At 72.0% G+C, this 20,276-nt stretch carries 17 protein-coding genes; 11 read left to right on the top strand and 6 right to left on the bottom strand.

Going from position 1 to position 20,276, the window contains the following annotated elements; genetic code table 11:
- Window positions 1-342 precede the first annotated feature (342 nt).
- The 8 genes from rpmH to AC3RJ9_RS11155 all read left to right on the top strand — a co-directional run bounded on the left by rpmH (window position 343) and on the right by AC3RJ9_RS11155 (window position 8,489).
- Window positions 343-480 carry a 50S ribosomal protein L34 gene (rpmH, locus tag AC3RJ9_RS11190; protein ID WP_002856443.1) on the top strand — a complete coding sequence of 46 codons (138 nt, stop codon included), beginning with the start codon at window positions 343-345 and terminating at the stop codon, window positions 478-480.
- Between the two features lie 28 nt (window positions 481-508).
- Window positions 509-907, top strand: coding sequence for a ribonuclease P protein component (gene rnpA, locus AC3RJ9_RS11185; RefSeq protein ID WP_002856442.1), 399 nt, complete (start codon window positions 509-511; stop codon window positions 905-907).
- A complete protein-coding gene (gene yidD, locus AC3RJ9_RS11180; protein WP_002856440.1) occupies window positions 908-1,276 on the top strand; it encodes a membrane protein insertion efficiency factor YidD in 369 nt (122 codons plus the stop codon).
- A 5-nt stretch (window positions 1,277-1,281) separates the two neighbouring features.
- A complete protein-coding gene (gene yidC / locus AC3RJ9_RS11175) occupies window positions 1,282-2,280 on the top strand; it encodes a membrane protein insertase YidC (protein WP_049145020.1) in 999 nt (332 codons plus the stop codon).
- Window positions 2,281-2,282: 2 nt separating this feature from the next.
- On the top strand, window positions 2,283-2,867 hold the full coding sequence (locus AC3RJ9_RS11170; RefSeq protein WP_049145024.1) for a Jag family protein: 585 nt from the start codon (window positions 2,283-2,285) through the stop codon (window positions 2,865-2,867).
- On the top strand, window positions 2,860-3,585 hold the full coding sequence (gene rsmG, locus AC3RJ9_RS11165; RefSeq protein WP_095353493.1) for a 16S rRNA (guanine(527)-N(7))-methyltransferase RsmG: 726 nt from the start codon (window positions 2,860-2,862) through the stop codon (window positions 3,583-3,585). The genes AC3RJ9_RS11170 and rsmG overlap by 8 nt, the downstream gene beginning before the upstream one ends.
- Window positions 3,586-3,659: 74 nt before the next feature.
- Window positions 3,660-4,604: a ParA family protein gene (locus AC3RJ9_RS11160; RefSeq protein ID WP_036384450.1), complete on the top strand. Its 945-nt coding sequence runs from the start codon at window positions 3,660-3,662 to the stop codon at window positions 4,602-4,604.
- Between the two features lie 2,511 nt (window positions 4,605-7,115).
- A complete protein-coding gene (locus tag AC3RJ9_RS11155; protein WP_081097781.1) occupies window positions 7,116-8,489 on the top strand; it encodes a ParB/RepB/Spo0J family partition protein in 1,374 nt (457 codons plus the stop codon).
- A 117-nt stretch (window positions 8,490-8,606) separates the two neighbouring features.
- On the opposite strand, the gene trxA is transcribed toward AC3RJ9_RS11155, so the two are convergent.
- The 5 genes from trxA to AC3RJ9_RS11130 form a co-directional block, all read right to left on the bottom strand.
- The gene (trxA, locus tag AC3RJ9_RS11150) at window positions 8,607-8,996 is read right to left on the bottom strand and encodes a thioredoxin (RefSeq protein ID WP_002857810.1); all 390 of its coding nucleotides are present in this window, start codon (window positions 8,994-8,996) and stop codon (window positions 8,607-8,609) included.
- 31 nt (window positions 8,997-9,027) lie between these two features.
- Entirely contained in the window at window positions 9,028-10,029 is a 1,002-nt protein-coding gene (trxB, locus tag AC3RJ9_RS11145) for a thioredoxin-disulfide reductase (protein ID WP_036337321.1), read from the bottom strand.
- A gap of 148 nt (window positions 10,030-10,177) precedes the next feature.
- The gene (locus AC3RJ9_RS11140; RefSeq protein ID WP_044659948.1) at window positions 10,178-12,238 is read right to left on the bottom strand and encodes a hypothetical protein; all 2,061 of its coding nucleotides are present in this window, start codon (window positions 12,236-12,238) and stop codon (window positions 10,178-10,180) included.
- A gap of 65 nt (window positions 12,239-12,303) precedes the next feature.
- On the bottom strand, window positions 12,304-14,148 hold the full coding sequence (gene murJ, locus AC3RJ9_RS11135; protein ID WP_036384459.1) for a murein biosynthesis integral membrane protein MurJ: 1,845 nt from the start codon (window positions 14,146-14,148) through the stop codon (window positions 12,304-12,306).
- 46 nt (window positions 14,149-14,194) lie between these two features.
- Window positions 14,195-14,806 carry an NUDIX hydrolase gene (locus tag AC3RJ9_RS11130; protein ID WP_041102508.1) on the bottom strand — a complete coding sequence of 204 codons (612 nt, stop codon included), beginning with the start codon at window positions 14,804-14,806 and terminating at the stop codon, window positions 14,195-14,197.
- A 65-nt stretch (window positions 14,807-14,871) separates the two neighbouring features.
- Here AC3RJ9_RS11130 and AC3RJ9_RS11125 point away from each other — a divergent pair, with 65 nt between their 5' ends.
- The 3 genes from AC3RJ9_RS11125 to AC3RJ9_RS11115 all read left to right on the top strand — a co-directional run bounded on the left by AC3RJ9_RS11125 (window position 14,872) and on the right by AC3RJ9_RS11115 (window position 18,960).
- Window positions 14,872-16,323: a CCA tRNA nucleotidyltransferase gene (locus AC3RJ9_RS11125; RefSeq protein ID WP_101965677.1), complete on the top strand. Its 1,452-nt coding sequence runs from the start codon at window positions 14,872-14,874 to the stop codon at window positions 16,321-16,323.
- Window positions 16,324-16,375: 52 nt separating this feature from the next.
- Window positions 16,376-16,675 carry a DUF7218 family protein gene (locus tag AC3RJ9_RS11120; protein WP_070708933.1) on the top strand — a complete coding sequence of 100 codons (300 nt, stop codon included), beginning with the start codon at window positions 16,376-16,378 and terminating at the stop codon, window positions 16,673-16,675.
- A gap of 146 nt (window positions 16,676-16,821) precedes the next feature.
- On the top strand, window positions 16,822-18,960 hold the full coding sequence (locus AC3RJ9_RS11115; RefSeq protein ID WP_342344688.1) for an acyltransferase family protein: 2,139 nt from the start codon (window positions 16,822-16,824) through the stop codon (window positions 18,958-18,960).
- A 105-nt stretch (window positions 18,961-19,065) separates the two neighbouring features.
- Here the strand turns inward: AC3RJ9_RS11115 and AC3RJ9_RS11110 are convergent, their stop codons facing one another.
- Window positions 19,066-20,151, bottom strand: coding sequence for an inositol-3-phosphate synthase (locus tag AC3RJ9_RS11110; RefSeq protein WP_206452053.1), 1,086 nt, complete (start codon window positions 20,149-20,151; stop codon window positions 19,066-19,068).
- Between the last annotated feature and the right edge of the window lie 125 nt (window positions 20,152-20,276).

Here is a 20,276-nt window from a genome sequence, read left to right as displayed (position 1 = left end):
GGAGGCTTCCTTTCCTGGGGCAGACGTCCCCGAGGACGGGGGCGGCTGCGCGAGACGGACGACGGTGCTCGGAGTCTAACGGTTGTCCACAGGGTTGTGCACAGACGGTGGACAACCCCTATCATCCTGTGGACGACCGCCCCGGGCGCCCACGGGCGTCCGGGATCCGCGCGCACCCGTTTGACCCCTGCGTACCCCGGCCACTAGAGTTGTCTGGTCCCCCGGGTGTCGGTTGATCGTGCCCGCCGGGGATTTCATGTCAGAGCCTCACCGGTCCTTCCCCCTGGTCCACCTGCTCAGGTCGACGGTCGAAGGCACACAACACGTCGTGGAGAGATCACAGTGACCAAGCGCACGTTCCAGCCCAACAACCGCCGTCGTGCCCGCAAGCACGGCTTCCGTGCCCGCATGCGCACCCGCGCCGGCCGCGCCATCCTGTCCGCTCGCCGCGGCAAGAACCGCGCCGAGCTGTCCGCCTGAGGACCTCGGTCCAGGGACGGCGCGCCCCGTGCTGCCCCGTGACCGTCGCGTCCGCACGCCCGCGGAGTTCCGTCACCTCGGTCGCACCGGCACCCGCGCGGGTCGGCGCACCGTCGTGGTGAGCGTCGCCACGGACCCCGATCAGACCCGGTCCACGTCGCCGAGCGCCCCTCGGCCGCGGGCCGGGTTCGTCGTGTCCAAGGCCGTGGGGAACGCGGTGACCCGCAACCGGGTGAAGCGGCGGCTGCGCGCCGTCGTCGCGGATCAGATGCGCCTGCCCCCGCTGCGCGACCTGCCGGTTCTGGTGCAGGTCCGCGCGCTGCCGGCCGCCGCCGAGGCGGACTACGCGCTGCTGCGCCGCGAGACCGTCGGCGCGCTCGGCAAGGCCCTGAAGCCGCACCTGCCCGCCGCCTCGGAGCACGCGTAGATGACCGTCACGCCCTCGCCCTTCGTCGTGCTCGAGCCCTCCCGTGAGTGGGGGCCGCTGCGCGCGCTGCCGTCCGCCCTGCTGGCGGGCCTGCTCACGGTCTATCGGGCCGTGGTCTCCCCGCTGTACGGACCCGTGTGCCGGTTCTTCCCCAGCTGCTCCGCCTACGGGCTGGAGGCCGTGCACGTGCACGGCGCGGTGAAGGGGTCGTGGCTCGCCGCGCGGCGCATCGGCCGGTGCCATCCCTGGAACGACGGCGGCGTGGACCCGGTCCCGCCCGGGCACCGACGCTGGCCGCCGGGCCGGCAGCCGCGCATCCTCGCCCTGAACCACCCTCCCATCCCACCTGATCTCCCGCAGGAGGATTGACCCCCATGTTCGAAGCCATCCTCTCCCCGTTCCGCTGGCTGATGTCCTGGCTGCTCGGGGCGTTCCACAGCATCCTGGAGTTTGCGGGCCTGCCCGCGGACTCCGGCTGGACGTGGGCCCTGTCCATCCTCCTGCTGGTGGTGCTCATCCGCACCCTGCTGATCCCGCTGTTCGTCAAGCAGATCAAGGCGCAGCGCGCCATGCAGGCCATCCAGCCCGAGCTGCAGAAGCTGCAGGCCAAGTACAAGGGCAAGAAGGACCAGCTCTCCCGCCAGGCCATGGCCATGGAGCAGCAGGCGCTCATGAAGGAGCACAAGGCGAACCCGTTCGCCGCCTGCCTGCCGCTGCTGATCCAGATGCCGTTCTTCTTCGCGCTGTACCAGGTGCTGATCGGCGCCCGCGGCGCGGCCGAGCGCGGCGAAGCCATGGACGCCCTGTCCGCGGACCAGATCCGCTCCTTCGAGGGCTCCACGATCTTCGGCGCCCGCATGTCGGACACCTTCATGAACTCGCTCGGCGCGCCGGGCAGCACGCCCGTGATCGTCACGGCGATCGTGCTGATCCTGCTGATGTCGGGCTCGATGTTCTTCATGCAGAAGATGCTCATGACGAAGAACATGACGCAGCAGGCCCTCTCCGGCCCGATGATGCAGACGCAGCAGATCATGCTCTACGCCATGCCCCTGATCTTCGGCATCGGCGGCATCAACTTCCCCATCGGCGTGCTCCTGTACTGGACCTACTCCAACTTCTGGGCCGTCGGCCAGCAGTGGTGGATCATCCGCAACAACCCGACCCCGGGCTCCCTCGCCGAGAAGGAGCTCAACGAGCGCCGCGCCGCCAAGGGCCTGCCCCCCGTGGGCCAGAAGGTGTCGAACGCCGAGGCCACGCCCTCGTCCGCGCACACCCAGGCGGGCCGCGGCGGTGCCGTGCTGAACGGTGAGGTCGTCCGCCAGTCGGGTCAGCGCGTCCAGCCCCAGCGCAAGAACCGCAGGAGGAAGTGAGCATGTCCGCCGAGAACGTGACCCCGGCCCCCGAGGCCGAGGACGCCGTCGTCGAGACCCCCGCGGGCCAGGGCTCCCGCGTCGCGGAGCAGGACGATGCCGCCGTCTCGGAGGCGGTGCGCCGCCTCGAGGAGGAGGGCGACGTCGCCGCGGACTACGTCGAGGAGCTGCTCGACATCGCGGACCTGGACGGGGACATCGACATCGAGGTCCGCGACGGGCGCACGTACGTGTCCGTCGTCTCCGAGGACCACGACGAGCGCCTGGACGGCCTCGTCGGTCCCGACGGCCGCACCCTGGAGGCCCTGCAGGAGCTCGTCCGGCTGGCCGTGCTCGCCGCCACGGGGCACCGCTCCCGGCTGATCCTGGACGTCTGCGGGCACCGGGAGCGCCGCAACGTCGCCCTGCGCACCGCCGCCCAGGCGGCCGTCGAGCGCGTCCGCGCCGGCGAGGGTCCCGTGCACCTCGAGCCCATGGGCGCGTACGAGCGCAAGATCGTCCACGACGTCGTCGCGGACGCCGGCCTGACCTCCGAGTCGGAGGGCGAGGGCGCCCGCCGGCACGTGGTCATCTCCGCCGATGACTGAGCGGGGCTCGGCCTACGAGCGGCGCCCCGGGCTGGATCCGCGGGACCGGGGCGACCGTCCCGCACCCGTGGGACAGCCGGCACCGCCGCTGACCGATGCGCTGCGGCCGGCCGCCGTCGAGCTGTTCGGCGAGGCCCTCCCCCGGGCCGAGGCGTACGTGGCCCACCTGGCGGACACCGGCATCGAGTGGGGCCTGATCGGTCCGCGCGAGGCGCCCCGTCTCTGGGAGCGCCACGTCCTGAACTGCGCCGTGGTCGAGGAGCTCCTCCCGCAGGGTGCGCTCGTGGCCGACGTCGGCTCCGGTGCGGGCCTGCCCGGCCTGTGCCTCGCGCTCGCGCGCCCCGACTGCCAGTTCCTGCTCATCGAGCCGCTCGAGCGGCGCGTGGAGTGGCTGGACATGGTGGTCGCCGACCTCGGCCTGGAGAACGTGGACGTGATCCGCGGCCGCGCCGAGCAGGTCTCCGGGAACCTCGACGTCGACGTCGTGACCGCCCGCGCCGTGTCCGCGCTGAAGACCCTCGTGCCGCTGACCATGCCGATGCTGCAGGGCGCCGGGGAGCTGCTGGCCATCAAGGGCCGCTCCGCGGCCGACGAGATCGCCGCCGCCCGCAAGGTCCTGCGCAAGTATGGTGGTGCCGAGCCCGAGATCCTCACGGTGGGCGAGGGCCTGCTGCCCGAGACCACCACCGTCGTGCGCGTCAGCGCGCGTCCCCGCTGACCCCTCCCCCACCGGGACGGGACGGGCCGGGCGGCAGCAGATCCGCACACCCGCGACCCAGGAGGTAGAGCCGCATGGCGCAGGAGCAGGAGAGCCGGGGTGGGGCCTGGAGGGCCCTGCGCCAGAAGTGGACCGGCCGGACCGCCGAGAAGGGCGGCGCCGACGCCGAGGAGCCCGCGCGGCTCCAGCGGCGCCGTCTGACGCGCCCCGACCGCACCCGCGTGTTCACGACGTCCAACCAGAAGGGCGGCGTCGGCAAGACGACGACGACGGTCAACCTCGCCGCGGCCCTCGCCCGCGCGGGCATGCGGGTGATGGTGGTCGACATCGACCCGCAGGGCAATGCGTCCACCGCGCTGAACATCCCCCACACCGGAGACGTGGCCTCCGTGTACGACGTGCTCCTGGGCGAGATGGAGATCCAGGACGTCGTGCAGGACGCCCCGGACGTGGACGGCCTGCAGGTGGTGCCCGCGACGATCGACCTGGCCGGTGCCGAGATCGAGCTGGTCTCGCTGGTGGCCCGCGAACAGCGACTGTCTCGAGCGCTCGAGGCGTACACCGCCTGGCGCGAGGAGGACGGCCAGGAGCGGCTGGACTACGTGTTCATCGACTGCCCGCCGTCCCTGGGCCTGCTGACGGTCAACGCGTTCGTGGCGGCCGAGGAGGTGCTCATCCCGATCCAGGCCGAGTACTACGCCCTCGAGGGCCTCTCCCAGCTGCTCAAGAACGTGCAGATGATCCAGAAGCACCTGAATCCGCGCCTCCAGGTGAGCACCATCCTGCTGACGATGTTCGACGCGCGGACCAACCTCGCCGTGCAGGTGGCGGAGGAGGTCCGGACGCACTTCCCGGAGCAGCTGCTGAACACCGCGATCCCCCGCAACGTCCGCATCTCCGAGGCCCCCAGCTATCAGCAGACGGTGCTGACCTACGACCCGGCCTCGGCCGGCGCCGTGGCGTACCGGGAGGCGGCTGCAGAGATCGCCAGCCGCGGTGCCCCGGCCGTGAAGGGCTGACGCGCAGGCGACCCGCTGCTGCGGTCGCCGGATGGCGCTGCCGACGACGACGGAGCCCGCCGGAGGGAGCGATCCCCCGGCGGGCTTCGTCGTGAGTGAGTGCGGCCCGGGGGATGAGGGGTGAAAAGACAAGCGGAATCGCTGGGCATGGCGGACGGCCGTGTTTCACGTGAAACGGCCCTCTCTGAGGGTGCGCGCGTGGTGCCGCCGCGGCGGGACGATGGGGAGGGGTGCCCGTGGTCGACCGCTTCCGACAGACATGCCGCCCTCTCCTCCCCTGGGCCGAGCCCTCTGCCGCTCCGTCGTGGGCGGGGCGCATCTGTCGCCGGGCGTGGGGGTAGCAGGGGCGGCGACGCACGAAGTCACGGGGAGGACGGTTTTGCCCTGGAGCGGGACCGCGGCTGTGATGGCCGGCCGGCGGTGCACCGTGCGTTGAGGTGCGCCTCGGGAGCTGCGCGGTTCGTAGGGAACGTCCTGGCCGGCTGGTGCGGACGTGCAGGGCATGGCCCGTCCCTGCCCCTCAGGCGGGCTCGTGGCAGCCCCGAGAATGCAGCCGTCGAGCAGGCCGGGTGCCGTGGCTGGGTGCCCCCTCCCCCCACGTCAGACCTCCTCGCCGTCGGTGACGTGCAGGGAATCGGGGGCCAGAGCGGAGCTCGAGTCAGAGTGCCGTCGCGGGGGTGCGCGGCCGGTCTGTCAGTCAGCGTGTCCGAGAGGGCACGTGAGCGGCGAGGTGGTCTCCTGTGATTCGTCTGAGTTGGAGGGGCCGATTGGGGGCGCCTGAAGCTCAGTTCGGCTGTGCATTCCTGTGTGCGGAGAAAGAGAGCCTCCAGTGAGGAAGCGCGGTCGTGTGCCCCCAGTGTATACAGAGACAAGTGGTTGAGCTGGCCAACAAGCGTCTTGACGTGGTCACCAGCGAACGTCGATGTTGATATGTGGACAACATCTGTGGACAGTGTACGTCTAGGGTGTGCGGCCGTAGATGCCTCTGCGGTGCTGATGAGCCCTGCTCAGTCTCCTGTCGCGTCTGACGACTGGGCACGGGGACGGCGTGTGAATGGTGACTGCGGTGGAGGCCCCCCGGGAAGCCCGCGGCGGCTCCGTGCGGGATGGGGCGGGCCGTGTGGTTCTGTCTTGCAGCGACGTGGGAACCAGGGCGTCGAGTAATCGGCCGGTCGCCGGGGGTTTCACGTGAAACACGGTGGTTCCGCGCTCACCTAGCGTCGATCCCTGACCGCAGCTGTACGCGGATGGAGGCATTGAAGACCCAGTTTCCCCACGAGGCGGTCCTGAAACTTTGATGGGCGGCCTCAGCTGACAGGACGGATGGAGTCAGTGGGTGGGGTGGAGCGCCGGCCGCGTCACTGTACTGCCGCCCGTGACATCGGCGACCACATCGAGCAGTACTGTCAACGGCGGAAGTGGATGCTCGCTGCCCCGACATGCGACCCGCGACCCGGCGTTCCCTCCCAGCCGTTTCACGTGAAACTGAACGACCGGTGATCGGGGCTCACTAGATCGAGCCAGTACCATCAGCGACGCGGCAAGTCTGAACCTCTCAAGATATAGAGGACCCTGCGCACGCCGGCCTCGGGGTGCGACCCGCTGGTGGGCGAGCTTCCATGGATGAGCGCACGGTCGATTCTTCGAACGATACGTTTCACGTGAAACGAGCTTCGGGTGAAAGCGCCGTGCCGCGAGGTCACAATCCCAGGCGATCCAGGGAGCACACGATCCGTGCCGGGAGCGAGCTGACTGAGAATGGCGCAGGAATGTGGCACTGACTTGCGGGTGAGCGAGCACGTGGCCCACCCGAACTCATGTCGTACTTGGATGACAGACTCGTCCGTGTTTCACGTGAAACGCGGATGGTGAAGCAGCGTTCAATTCGTGAGCTGCGCGGGTGTGAGGAAGCACTGACGGCGAAGCGACGAGCAGGCCGAGCTCATCCGTTCGGCGATTCGAGTGTTCACATCACACCGAGGGGAAGTCGGACGAGTGCTTCGCTGCTGGTCCGCCATTGCGCGTCCGATGAAGCACATCATCATGCGGGTAGCCAGCGATCTGAGTACCGTCCGCACGGAGGGCTGATCGGCCCGGGAATACATGAAAAACAAACTGAACAACCGTGATTCTGATACCGCCCGCTCGTCGTCGCGGGCTCGCGTTTCATGTGAAACGAGTGAACCTCGAGAGGGAACATGAGGAGGTCTTGAGGATTGCAGCGGCACCCTTCCGAAGCGCCCCCACTCGGAGTGTTCCACGTGAAACACTCACGCTCGCGGCAGGTGCTGTCCGCGCGCCCGCATCCTGCCATCCGAGCCCAATGCGGACGTCTCACCCCAGAACCGAGGCCCGAACCTCGCCGCGCCCCTTGCACGTGTCAGGCCCTCGCGCGCCCCCCGGCGGTCAGGGCCAGAGCTCCTTGAGAAGTGTCTTCCCGCCGCCCGGGACCATCGAGACCAGGCCGCTCACCTACACTGATCGCAGACCCACTCACTGCAGGAGGACCCGTTGAAGACGAGCCGTCGAGGAGGCCTGGGGCGAGGCCTCGGCGCCCTGATCCAGAGCACTGTAGAAGCCCCGGAAGAGAACGCCGAGGCCTCCTCCCCGAGGGACTCTGCGGTGCCGGTGAAGAGCGGCCCGAAGGCTGCCGCGGCAGCGGAGGCAACCACGACATCGACGCGGAGCACCGCGACGACCGAGACGCCAGGGGAGTCCAACGAGCCCGCCCCGTCGGCCTCGCAGCGGAAGACCGCGGGCCGAACGACACAGGCCGGGAAATCAACGGCTGCGACTGGCCGGAACGCCACGTCCGCCACGAAGGCAGGGCCCACCTCGTCGAAGCGTGCCTCGCGACCCGCGCAGCGTCCCGTCGACGTGTTCTTCTCCGCAGACTCCGAGGATGCACCCGCGGCGCGGCCGACCAAGGGGCGTCCGGCCATGCCGACGGTGAAGGCGCCCAGCAAGCGTGCCACCTCCGCGACGTCGTCGAGGAAGGAACCGGCGGACTCGACCGCGGACCCCGTCGCGACCGAGGGGACCGTGTCCGCGGACATCGCGGTCCTGCGGGAGATCCCGGTGGGGGACATCCACCCCAACCCGCGGCAGCCGCGTGAGGTGTTCGACGAGGACCACATGGCGGAACTGGTCACCTCGATCCGCGAGGTCGGCATCCTGCAGCCGATCGTCGTGCGCGAGGTGGACGGCCCCACCCCCTACGAGCTGATCATGGGCGAGCGCCGGTGGCGCGCCACCCAGAAGGCGGGTCTGGACACCATCCCGGCGATCGTCCGCCAGACCCCGGACCAGGACCTCCTGCGGGACGCCCTGCTGGAGAACCTGCACCGCTCCCAGCTGAACCCGCTCGAAGAGGCCGCCGCCTACCAGCAGCTCATGGAGGACTTCGCCTGCACGCAGGAGGAGCTCTCCCAGCGCATCGGCCGCTCCCGTCCGCAGATCTCCAACACGCTGCGGCTGCTCAAGCTGCCGCCCCTCGTGCAGCGTCGCGTGGCCGCCGGCACGCTCTCGGCCGGCCATGCGCGTGCGCTGCTCGGTCTCACGGACCCGTCGGACATGGAGCGTCTGGCGCAGCGGATCCAGTCGGAGGGCTTGTCCGTCCGGGCCACGGAGGAGGCTGTCGCGCAACTGCAGGGCGGGCTCCGGCCGGGCCGCACGCCGCGGCGCAGCACGGACGACGCCCGCCACGAGCGCCTGGACCACTACGCCACCGCGCTCACCAGCCGCCTGGACACCGCCGTAAAGATCACCCTCGGCGCGCGCAAGGGCCGCATCGCCATCGACTTCACCACCGTGGAGGACCTGAACCGCATCATGGACCTCATTCAGGACGGCGAGGACGGCAAGGGGAAGGGCAAGAAGTCCTGATCCGGACCTCCCGCGGACGGCGTCCACGGGCACCCGCCGCTTGTCCTGAAGATCGACGCGCGACGGCCCCGCCACCCTCTCGGGTGGCGGGGCCGTCGTGGTGAGTGGGGGAGGGGCTCAGCCGAGCAGGGCCGAGAACTCCTTCTCCAGCGCGGCCTTGGGCTTGGCGCCCACGGACTCGACGACCTTCTCGCCGTTCTGGAAGCCCACGACGAGCGGGATGGAGGTGACGCCGTAGCGCGCGGCGATGGCCGGGTTCTCGTCCACGTTGAGCTTGGCGATCACGGCCTTGCCCTCGTGCTCCACGGCCATGTCCTCCAGGACGGGCCCGAGCATGCGGCACGGGCCGCACCACTCGGCCCAGAAGTCCACGAGGACGGGCAGCTCGGACTGGAGGACCTTCTGGTCGAAGTCGGCGTCGGTGACGGTGATGGTGCTCATGGCAGCCTCCTGGGGGTTGTTCTGTGTCTGACGGGGGTGGACAGGGGTGTTATCGACATGACTCATGACGCTCGGTCAGGGGTGATGAGTCAGTGGCTCATGCCGGAACCGCGTCCGACTCCGGGCCGGCCGGCGCGGCCTCCTCCACGTCGGCCACGGTCGCGAGGTAGTGCTCCACGTCCTGGGCGGCCACGCAGCCCGAGCCGGCGGCGGTGATGGCCTGGCGGTAGGTGTGGTCCGTGACGTCGCCGGCGGCGAAGACGCCCGGCTGGGAGGTCCGCGAGGACGGATGGTCGATGCGGATCGTGCCGTGCTCCGTGAGCTCCACCTGGCCCTGCACCAGGTCCGTGCGCGGGTCCTGGCCGATGGCCACGAACAGGCCGGTCACGTCCAGCGTGGACGCCTCGCCGGTGCGGGTGTCCCGCAGGCGGAGGGTGTTGACCTTGTCGTCACCCGTCACCTCCGTGACCTCGGTGTTCCAGCGGAACTCGATCTTCTCGTTCTCCATGGCCCGGTGGGCCATCACCTTGGAGGCGCGCAGCTCGTCCTTGCGGACCAGCACGGTCACCTTGGACGCGAACTTCGTGAGGAACAGGGCCTCCTCCATGGCGGAGTCGCCGCCGCCCACGACCGCGATCTCCTGCTCGCGGAAGAAGAAGCCGTCGCACGTGGCGCACCAGCTGACGCCGTGGCCGGAGAGGCGCTCCTCGCCGGGAACGCCGAGCTTCCGGTAGGCGGAGCCGGTCGTGAGGATGACCGCGTGGGTGCGCAGCTGGGTGCCGTCGCCGAGCGTGAGCACCTTGGGGTTCGACGTCAGGTCGGCCTGCACGACGTCGTCGTAGACCACCTCCGTGTTGAACCGGCGGGCCTGGGCCTCGAGGTTCGCCATCAGCTCGGGCCCCTGCACACCCTCCGGGAAGCCCGGGAAGTTCTCCACCTCGGTGGTGTTCATCAGCTCGCCGCCCGCGGTCACCGCCCCGGCCACGAGGACGGGGGAGAGGTCGGCGCGGGCGGTGTAGATCGCCGCGGTGTATCCGGCGGGGCCGGATCCGACGATCACGACGTTGTGGACGCTCTGGTCCTGGGCGGTGGGGGCCACGGGTTCCTCCAGTGGATCGGGGTGGTGGACGCTCCTCCAGGACAACGGCGGAGCCACGGGCGGGTATTCCGCGGTGCCGGGGCCGCGGTGCGACGACGTCCGGCGACGGCGGCCGGAAGGTCCGGCGCGCCGTCGCCCGGGCGCGGGGTCAGCGGACGGCGATCTCGCCGAGGCGCAGGCCGAACGGGAGGTCCGACGTCGTGCCCTCCAGCTGGGGCAGCGAGGTGAGGCTGACGATCACGTACTCGGCCTCGGCCTCGGTGCCCTCGAACGGCACGGGGATGGAGACGGTGTCCTGGTCGAAGGTGCCGTTGCCGATCTCCTTGGCGTTCGCGCCCTCGGGGGAGTCGGCGATGTAGGCGAACCAGGCGCCACCGGTGGCCCCCGTGCTCTGCAGGGTCACCTCGTTCACCTCGGTGCGCTCCTCGAGCTGGACCACGAGGTTCATGCTCTCCACATAGCCGCCGAAGTTCGGCCGTGCGTAGGCGAAGGTGCGCCACACGGTGGTGGGGTCGCCGTCGATGAGGTTGCTCAGGTCCGCGTCGTGCTCGGCCTCGTGCTCCGGCAGGTCCGGCACCGAGCGCAGGGCCTGGACGGGCTGCGGGGCGGCCGCGGCGCTCTCGCTGGACGGGGTGGGGGAGGGGCTGGTGCTCTCCGACGGCGACGGGGTGTCCGATGCGGACTCGGACGACGCAGACTCAGACTCGGACGACGCGGCCTGCGGGGCCGGCCCGCCGCGCAGGTTCTGGGCCAGCAGCACCCCGCCCACGACGAGTGCGGCCAGCAGGCCGAGCACGAGGAGCAGGGCCAGCGGACCGCCGCCGCGCGTGCGGCCGTTGCCGTCGCCCGGGTCGGCCACCGTGGCGCCGTCGTCGCCCCCGGTGGTGGCCGGGGCAGCTTCAGCATTCGGAGCCGCGGCGGCGGCCGTCGAACCGGCAGCCGCGGCACCCGCCGCCGTTGCGGCCCCGGCCGCGGCAGCCACCGGAGCGGCCGTGCCGCGCGACTCCTCACGGACGGTGGGCGCGGACTCGGCCACGATCGCTCGGCGGGGGACGGGGCGCTGGCGCCGCACCGGGATCGCCTCGGTGTCCGGGGCGACCGGCTCCGGCGCGTCGGTCTTCTCGGCCGCCACGGGCTCGACGGGCTCGGTGGGTGGCGTAGCCCCGTCGGCATCGGCGTCGGTCGTCTGCGCGGCGGCGGCCCCCGCCGCGACAGCCGGGAGTGCGGCGGTGCCCGCCTGGGCCTCGCGCTTCTCAGCTTCGCGCTCCGCGGCCTCGCGTTCCTGGGCCGCGCGCTTCTCAGCCTCGCGCCGCTCGGCCTCCCGGGCGCGCTCCTCCTCGGCACGACGGCGGGCCTCGGCCCGGCGCTCGAGCTCGCGGCGCTCGGCCTCCTCCCGCTCCGCGGCCAGCCGGGCCTGCTCGGCCTCCCGCTCGCGCGCGGCCCGCTCCTCAGCCTCCTGCTCCGCCTGGCGACGGGCGCGCTCGGCCTCGGCGCGGCGCTCCTCCTCGGCACGCTCCTCCGCCTCCCGACGTTCGCGTTCTGCGCGCTCGGCGGCCTCCTTGCGTTCCCGCTCGGCGCGCTCGGCAGCCTCCCGCTCCGCCCGCTCGCGCTCCTCCTGCTGCTTCCGGGTGGCGGCGTCCGCCGCGGCCAGGGCCGACGCCCCGGCGGCCGCCTTCGCCGCGGTGCCGTCGGAGGGTCGGACCCGCTCGGCGAGGCGCTCGGAGAGGCGGTTCAGGAACCCGGGACGACGCTGGGCCTCGTCCTCGTCCGCGCGGAGCCGCCGGTCGAGGTCGGTGTAGTACGCCTCGTCGTCGTCGTAGGCGTGGGGGTCCTGGGTCCGCGACTCGCCGAACAGCTCGGAGCCGAGGCTGTCCGTCTGGAACGGCTCCACGTGCAGCTCCTGCGGGTACGCCAGACCCAGCAGGACGTCCGGGTCGGGGTCCCCGCCGGCGATCAGGTACGTGCGGCCCTCGGACAGGCCCAGGTCGAGCACCTGCACGTCGTCGGTGCGCTCGCCCGTGGCCAGCTCCCGCGCGGACGAGGCCACCTGTGTGGCGTTCTCACGGGAGGCCACGAGCACGGTGACGCGGCGGTTGAGCACCTGGTCCGTGCCCAGGAACACCATGTCCTGGTCCGCGGACGTCACCACGTGCTGGGTGATGCGATAGCGGCCGCCCAGGACGGCGCCGACGGCGATGGGCTGGGGCACGGGCTCTTCTCCTGACGACGGGGTCGGAATCCGATGATACGTGGCGTGGCCGTCGCGGCCAGAGATCAGCCGACGCGCAGCAGACGACCCAGCGCCGGCACGCGGGCGACGAGCGGCCGGAGGGCGTCGTCCAGCTCGGGGAACCGCATGGCCCGCAGCACCATCAGGTACACCGGACCCATCGCCACGGCCGCCACCGCGCACGTGAGCAGCGCCGTCCCGATGGAGTTCCACGCGAACCCGCCGGTGTACCCGCCCAGCAGCCACACGACGACGACGCCCGCGGCCGCCGCGGCCAGCGCGGCCAGGCCGGTCTGGACGTGGGCACGCAGCACGGATGCGAGGCCGTAGTCCCCGAACCGGCGCACGGTGAGCACATGGGTCAGGACGAACTGGTACACGTACGAGACGGACGAGGCGACCGCGACCCACAGGGCCATGGACCACAGCGGCAGCAGCATCGCGCCCGCCCACGAGAGCAGCAGCATCAGGAGCGAGCCGCTGACCTGGACCACCATCGGCACCTTGGCGTCCTCGGCGGCGTAGAACACGCGCAGCAGGTAGAAGGAGCCCGAGCGGAACGGGATGGACAGCGCCAGCGCGAGCAGGACCGAGCCCACCGCGATGCCGGCCACCATCGCCGTCTCGGCCGTCGAGCCGAAGACGCGGCCCAGGGGGCCCGCCAGGACCACCACGCCGGCGAGGCAGAACATCAGCGGCACGGTGAACGCGCGCAGACCCTGCGCCGTCGTGCGCCGCACCGCGGACATGTCCTGGCGGCCCATGGCGCGGGCCAACCGGTTGAAGAGCACGGTGGCCAGGGAGAGCACGAACACCGAATGGGGCAGCACGGCCATCAGCATCGCCATGTTGTACGCGGCCACACCGGGGATGGCCGCCTGCGCCATCTCGGCGCTCCAGGTCTCCGTGCCGGGGATGCGCAGCTCGCCGCGGTCGCGGGCCTCCGTGGCGGAGGTGACGTACCGCTGGCACAGCAGGAGCACCACGTTCGTGGCGACCATCGTGATCAGGGTGTACCCGGCGATCCGGCCGGTGTCCCGCAGGCCGATGCCCTTCCAGCCGAACCGCGGGCGCAGACCCAGGCCGAGCCCGCGCAGCGGCAGGAAGAGGATCACGGCCTGCAGCACGACGCCCAGGGTGTGGCCGCCGGCCAGCACGACCGTCTGTGCGCTCGTCCACCCGGCGAGGTCGTCCCCGGCCCGGTACGCCCCGAACATGCCCAGGTACAGCACGATCGCGCCGATCGCGACGACGTTGTTCAGCACCGGCGCCCACATGTAGGCGCCGAAGCGCCCGTTGGCGTTGAGCACCTGCCCCACCAACGCGTACATGCCGTAGAAGAACACCTGGGGCAGACACCACAGGGCGAACACGGTGGCCATCTCGAGCTTCTCCGGCGACCAGCCGCGGGTCAGGGCCGTCATGAGCGGGGCCGCCGCCAGCATGACCACCACCGTGCCGGCGAGCATCACGAGCGTGCCGAGCGTCATCAGGCGGGAGGTGTAGTCCGCGCCCCGGTCGGCGTCGCGGGCGTGCTTGATCAGCTGCGGCACGAGCACGACGTTGAACACGCCGCCCACCAGGAGCAGGTAGATCACGTTCGGCAGGGAGTTGGCGATCTCGAAGATGTCGGCCATGTCCGCGGACAGGCCGATCGCCACCGTCACCAGCGTCGCACGGACGAGGCCCAGCACGCGGGAGAGGAGCGTGCCGGAGGCCATGATCGCGGTGGACCGGCCGGCGCGGCGCTCGCCCTCGGGGGTCTCGTCCGCGGGGTCCACGGCGGCCGGATCCGTGGCGGGGGCGGGGTCCGTCGTCGTCGGCTCCTCGTCGGCGACGCCGGCGTGGGCGGGGTCCTGCGCTCGGCGCGGGGCGGGTCTGCTGCTCAAGGGTCACCCAATCGTGGTCGGAAGGCCCCGTGCCGGGGGCGGTGGATCAGGGGCGGGGGCCCCGGGCACCGCCCGGGGGGAAGTGCTGGTCGACCACCTGGCGGGCCAGGTCGACGATCCGGCGCTCGTTGGCGAAGGAGAGGCGGCGCGCGACGTCCTCAAGGCGCACCCACGCGACGTCCACGGCCTCGTGGTCCGGGTCGTTCTCCGTGGTCAGCTCGCCGCCCGTGGCGCGCAGCAGGAAGTGGTGCACGGTCTTGTGGACGCGGTGCCGGGCGACCGTGAACCAGTAGTCGATCGCGCCGAGCGGCTCGAGGATGTGGCCGGCGATCCCGGTCTCCTCCTCCACCTCGCGCACGGCCGCCTGCCGGTGGTCCTCCTCGCCCTCGGGATGGCCCTTGGGCAGGCACCACTCGAGCCGGCCACCGCGGTTGTAGCGGGCGATCACGGCCACCTCGAGGCCGCCGTCGTGCTCGCGGACGATGACGCCGCCGGCGGAGACCTCCTCCACCGTGGGCAGGGAGGCGGCAGCGGCGGAACGGGGTCCCGCGGGGGCCGGGGTGACGGGGCGCAGAGGCGGCTGCGGCCGGCGACGCCACGCCCCCAGCGCGGAGGGCAGGGGGGCGCCCCGGTGCGCGGAGGGATCGGGGCGGGTCATGCCGTCAACTCTAGCCCGGCCCGCGCGGGCCCGTGCCGGGACCGTCTGGCACCCTTGTAGGCATCATGGATCTGACCACCGCCACCCACGCGCTGCCCCCCGGCTTCCCCGCGGACGCCACCCTGCCCGCCGTCGTCGTGGAGCTGGGGCGGAGGTTCGAGGCCGCCGGCCACGAGCTCTCCCTGGTGGGCGGCCCGGTCCGCGACCTCTTCCTGGGGCGGCCGTCGCTGGACCTGGACTTCACCACGGACGCCGACCCGGACGCGTCCGAGGCCGTCGGCGCCGGCTGGGCGGACGCCACGTGGGACGTGGGGCGGCGGTTCGGGACCATCGGCTTCCGCAAGGCCGGCTGGCAGCTCGAGGTCACCACCTATCGGGCCGAGCAGTACGACCCGGCCAGCCGCAAGCCGCAGGTGGCCTTCGGCGACAGCCTCGAGGACGACCTGCTGCGCCGCGACTTCACCGTCAACGCCATGGCCCTGCGCCTGCCCGCCCTCGAGCTCGTGGACCCCTTCGGCGGCATGCAGGACCTGCACGCCGGCGTGCTGCGCACCCCCGGCACCCCCGAGGACTCCTTCTCCGACGATCCGCTGCGCATGATGCGCGCCGCCCGGTTCGCCTCCCAGCTCGGCTTCGCCGTGGCCCCCGAGGTGGAGCAGGCCATGACCGCGATGGCCGAGCGGATCACGATCATCTCCGCCGAACGCGTCCGCGAGGAGCTCGTCAAGCTCGTGTGCGGTGCGCACCCGCGCGCCGGCCTCGACCTGCTCGTGCGCACCGGCCTGGCCGACCACGTCCTGCCCGAGCTGCCCGCCCTGCAGCTCGAGTCGGACGAGCACCACCGCCACAAGGACGTCTACGCCCACTCCCTGACCGTGCTGGAGCAGGCCATGGAGCTGGAGGGCGAGTACGCGCCGTCGACCCCCGACCCCGTGCTGCGCCTGGCGGCGCTGCTGCACGACGTCGGCAAGCCGGCCACGCGTCGCTTCGAGAAGGGCGGGGCCGTCACCTTCCGGCACCACGAGACCGTGGGCGCCAAGCTCGTCCGCAAGCGGCTGCGCGCCCTGAAGTTCGACAACGACACGATCAAGGCGGTGGCCCGTCTGGTGGAGCTGCACATGCGGTTCTACGGCTACGGCGACGCCGGCTGGACCGACTCCGCCGTCCGCCGGTACGCCCACGACGCCGGCGACCTGCTGCCCCGCCTGCACGCGCTGACCCGCTCGGACGTGACCACCCGCAACCGGCGCAAGGCCGAGCGGCTGGCCCACGCGTACGACGACCTCGAGCGGCGCATCGCCGAGATCGCCGAGGCCGAGGAGCTCGCGGCTGTGCGGCCGGACCTGGACGGGCAGCAGATCATGGCGCTGCTGGGGATCCGCCCGGGCCCGGTGGTGGGCCGGGCGTACACCCACCTGCTCGAGTGGCGCCTGGACGAGGGGCCGCATGAGCCGGCCGAGGCCGAGGCGGAGCTGCGGCGCTGGTGGGCCGAGCAGCCGGAGGCCCAGCAGGACTGAGGCGGCGCGGCGGATCTTCCACCCGTCGTCGGGCCGGGACCACACTGGCCGCATGGCTGAGAAGAAGACCGAGAAGAACGGCGCCCCCATGGGCCCCGGCACCTCCAGCATCAAGGACCCCGAGGTCTACGAGGCGCTGCGCCGCGAGGGCGCGAGCGAGGAGAAGGCCGCGCGGATCGCCAACGCGTCCGCCCGAGACGGCCGGGACGAGGTCGCCGAGCGCGGCGGCGAGGCCGGCTCCTACGAGGACTGGACCAAGGACGAGCTCGCGAAGCGGGCCCGCGAACTCGACATCGAGGGCCGCTCCACCATGACCAAGGACGAGCTCATCGAGGCGCTGCGCGACCACTGACCGGCGCCCGCACCCCCGCTTCCGGGGGCGGAAATCGGTGCTTTGGGAGTGGAATACCACCGGAAACCGCCCCCAACGCGGTGGGGCGGGTGGGGGATAGCCGGAGGCTTTGGCCCATCCAGGTCGGGATGGAATGATCGACCGCTGTGAGTTCCGACCAGCGCACCGCGTCCGTGCCCCGCCATGCCCTGTCGCCCGAGGACGGCGTGCCCGCCGTCAAGGTCGGCACGCGGGTCAGTCGCGGCCCCGGCCGGGTGACCGCCCTCGACGGGCTGCGGGGGATCGCGGTGCTCGCCGTGCTCGTCTTCCACGCCTGGCCCACGTTCCTGCGCGGCGGGTTCGTGGGCGTGGACATGTTCTTCGTGCTCTCCGGCTTCCTCATCACCACCGGCCTGGTCCGTGGTGTGGACGCGGGCCGGGGCGTGGCGCTGGGCACCTTCTGGATGAAGCGCGTCCGACGACTCATCCCGGCCATGCTGATGGCGCTCGTGGGCACCACCGCGCTCGCGTGGCTGGCGGTGGACGAGTTCCCCGCGGGCCTGGGTCGCCAATGGTTCGGCGCCCTGACCTACACCAGCAACTGGGTGATGATCCTCGAGGGCGGGGACTACTTCAACCGCGCCTCGCCGCCTCTGTTCGAGCACCTGTGGTCCCTGGCGATCGAGGAGCAGTTCTACATCCTCTGGCCCCTGCTCCTCTGGGGGCTGCTCCTGCTCACCTGGCCGCCGCGCAGCACGGTGAACTCGGGGCGGGTGGCGGACCGACGCCGCATCCTGGCGGTCGCGGTCGCGGCCGTGGCCTCCGCGGGGTGGATGGCCTGGGGCTCGTGGCACGGGTTCGAGCAGGCCCGCCTCTACTTCGGCACGGACACCCACGCCTTCGGCCTGCTGTTCGGCGCGTGCGTGGCGATCGGCCTGGCCCATGTGCCCCGGCCCGAGCACGGCGGCCCCGAGCCGCGGACCTCGGCCACGCGGGTGGCTGTCGCGTGGGGCGCCGTCGCGGTGCTCGCGGCGGGCTTCGCCCTGGTCGACGGCGGCCACGCGAGCACGTACCGCGGGGTGCTGGCGGGCCTGTCCGCCGTCGTCGCGTTCATCGTCTGGCACGTGGTGCAGGGCGACCGGCGCGACTCGCTCTCTCGCGCGCTGGGCAACGGGTTCCTGCGCTGGTGGGGGCGCCGCTCCTACGCCGCGTACCTGTGGCACTGGCCGCTGCTCGTGATCATGCGCGTGATGGTGCCCGTGGACGCCCCCGGGTGGGTCGAGCCCGTGGCCGCGGGAGCGATCCTGCTGCTGACCGCCCTGCTCGCCGACCTGAGCACCCGGCTGATCGAGGAGCCCATCCTCCACGAGGGGTTCAGGGGTGCCTTCGGTCGCTGGGGCGCGGCCGCGCGGCGGGCGTTCACGGGCGGGGCCGGGCCGATCGGCCGGCTCGCGGCCGCCGCCACGGCGCTGGGGCTCGTGGCCGTCCCCGCGGCGGCCGTGGCCGCCGTGGTGCACTCGCCCGCGCAGACCCAGCTCGAGCAGGACATCGCCCAGGCGGAGGAGTCCCTCAAGGCCGCCCAGGCGGCGCAGCAGGCGGCCCGCGAGTCCCGGGCGGCGGAGCAGTCGAAGCGGGCCGAGGCGTCGGCCTCGGCCTCGCCCGGCTCGGCCGCCCCCGGGGACGCGGAGGGCTCCGCCGGTGCGACGTCCTCGCCCGGGTCGTCCGCCGAGCCGTCCGGGCTCGGGCTCGGCGACCCGGCCGTCACGCGCCCCACGTACTCCCAGGAGCAGCTCACCGCGGCCCTGCCGCCGTCCGAGCTCGGCCCGGACGTCACCCTGATCGGCGACTCCGTCTCGCTCTCGGCCGCGCCCACGCTCCTGGAGCAGCTGCCGGGGATGCTGCTGGAGGCGGAGGTGGGCTACCAGATCTGGGACGCCGCGGACGAGATCGAGAAGCTCAAGGCGGACGGCCAGCTGAGCGACGTCGTCGTGGTGGCCCTGGGCGCCAACGGCACCACCCATCGGGGTGACTGGGAGAAGATCCTGGCGGCCGTCGGCGAGGACCGGCTGCTCGTGCTCGTGGTGCCGCACGGCCCGATGGACTGGATCGCGGACGTGCAGGTGCAGATGGAGGCGCAGGCCAAGGCCCACCCGGACCGGATCGTCCTGGCGGACTGGGACGCCGCGGCGAAGCAGCACGTCACGGACTTCTCCGCCGACGGCGTGCACCCCCGCGCCGACGGCCAGGCCATATACGCCCAGCTCGTCCGGCTCACCATCGAGGACCGGCTCGGCGCGCGGCGCTGAGCGCGGTGGCCGGGGCGGCACGCGCCCCACGACGACGCCGGCCCGTCACCTCCACGGGGAAGGTGACGGGCCGGCGTCGTGCGCGGTCCGCGGGGACCGGGCGGGTCAGCGCTCGATGTCGCCGCGGATGAAGGCCTCCACGAGCTCGTGCGCCGCGTCGTCGTTGTGCTGCACGGGCGGGGACTTCATGAAGTAGGACGAGGCCGAGAGGATCGGCCCGCCGATGCCGCGGTCCAGGGCGATCTTCGCGGCGCGCACGGCGTCGATGATCACGCCGGCCGAGTTGGGGGAGTCCCACACCTCGAGCTTGTACTCGAGCGAGACGGGGGCGTCGCCGAAGTTGCGGCCCTCGAGGCGCACGAACGCCCACTTGCGGTCGTCGAGCCAGGCCACGTAGTCGGACGGGCCGATGTGCACGTCCTTCTCGCCCAGCTGCGCGGAGGTGTTGGAGGTGACGGCCTGCGTCTTGGAGATCTTCTTGGACTCCAGGCGCTCGCGCTCGAGCATGTTCTTGAAGTCCATGTTGCCGCCCACGTTGAGCTGGTAGGTGCGGTCCAGGGTGACGCCGCGGTCCTCGAACAGCTTGGCCATCACGCGGTGGGTGATGGTGGCGCCGATCTGGGACTTGATGTCGTCGCCCACGATCGGCACGCCCGCGGCGGTGAACTTCTCGGCCCACTCCGGGGTGCCGGCGATGAACACGGGCAGGGCGTTCACGAACGCGACGCCGGCGTCGATCGCGGCCTGGGCGTAGTGCTCGGTGGCCCGCTGCGAGCCGACGGGCAGGTAGCAGACCAGCACGTCCGCCTTCGCGTCGCGGAGGGCCTGCGCCACGTCCACGGGCTCGGCGTCCGACTCCTCGATGGTCTCGGCGTAGTACTTGCCGAGGCCGTCCAGGGTGGGGCCGCGCTGGACGGTGACGTCCGCGTGGGGCACGTCCGCGATCTTGATGGTGTTGTTCTCGGAGGCGGTGATGGCATCGGACAGGTCGAGGCCGACCTTCTTCGCGTCCACGTCGAACGCGGCCACGAACTCGAGGTCGGACACGTGGTAGTCGCCGAACTGCACGTGCATCAGGCCTGGGACCGTGTCCGTGGCCTTCGCCTCGCGGTAGTACTCCACACCCTGGATGAGGGATGTTGCGCAGTTGCCCACGCCGGCGATGGCGACGCGGATGGGATTGGTGGCCACGGTCTGGTTCTCTCCTCGACTGTCCGGAACGGGTGCGGGCACGCGGGGCGCGCACAGGGGGCCCACACCGTTCGGCGGGGCGCTCACCCGGGGATCAACCACGCCAGTCTACGACCGACGACGGC

Source organism: Micrococcus sp. 63XJN7_6_ISO-PGPR-S23-444, from assembly GCF_058072765.1.
Note: the sequence above shows the minus strand (reverse complement) of the source record. Positions and strands in the feature narration are given on the sequence as shown.

Excerpts from the sequence above, each read along its gene's own strand:
- AC3RJ9_RS11160 (WP_036384450.1), top strand. The coding sequence starts at position 3,660 with ATGGCGCAGGAGCAGGAGAGCCGGGGTGGGGCCTGGAGGGCCCTGCGC.
- trxA (WP_002857810.1), bottom strand. The coding sequence starts at position 8,996 with ATGAGTCATGTCGATAACACCCCTGTCCACCCCCGTCAGACACAGAAC.
- yidD (WP_002856440.1), top strand. The coding sequence starts at position 908 with ATGACCGTCACGCCCTCGCCCTTCGTCGTGCTCGAGCCCTCCCGTGAG.
- AC3RJ9_RS11130 (WP_041102508.1), bottom strand. The coding sequence starts at position 14,806 with ATGACCCGCCCCGATCCCTCCGCGCACCGGGGCGCCCCCCTGCCCTCC.
- AC3RJ9_RS11120 (WP_070708933.1), top strand. The coding sequence starts at position 16,376 with ATGGCTGAGAAGAAGACCGAGAAGAACGGCGCCCCCATGGGCCCCGGC.
- AC3RJ9_RS11170 (WP_049145024.1), top strand. The coding sequence starts at position 2,283 with ATGTCCGCCGAGAACGTGACCCCGGCCCCCGAGGCCGAGGACGCCGTC.
- rsmG (WP_095353493.1), top strand. The coding sequence starts at position 2,860 with ATGACTGAGCGGGGCTCGGCCTACGAGCGGCGCCCCGGGCTGGATCCG.
- AC3RJ9_RS11125 (WP_101965677.1), top strand. The coding sequence starts at position 14,872 with ATGGATCTGACCACCGCCACCCACGCGCTGCCCCCCGGCTTCCCCGCG.
- yidC (WP_049145020.1), top strand. The coding sequence starts at position 1,282 with ATGTTCGAAGCCATCCTCTCCCCGTTCCGCTGGCTGATGTCCTGGCTG.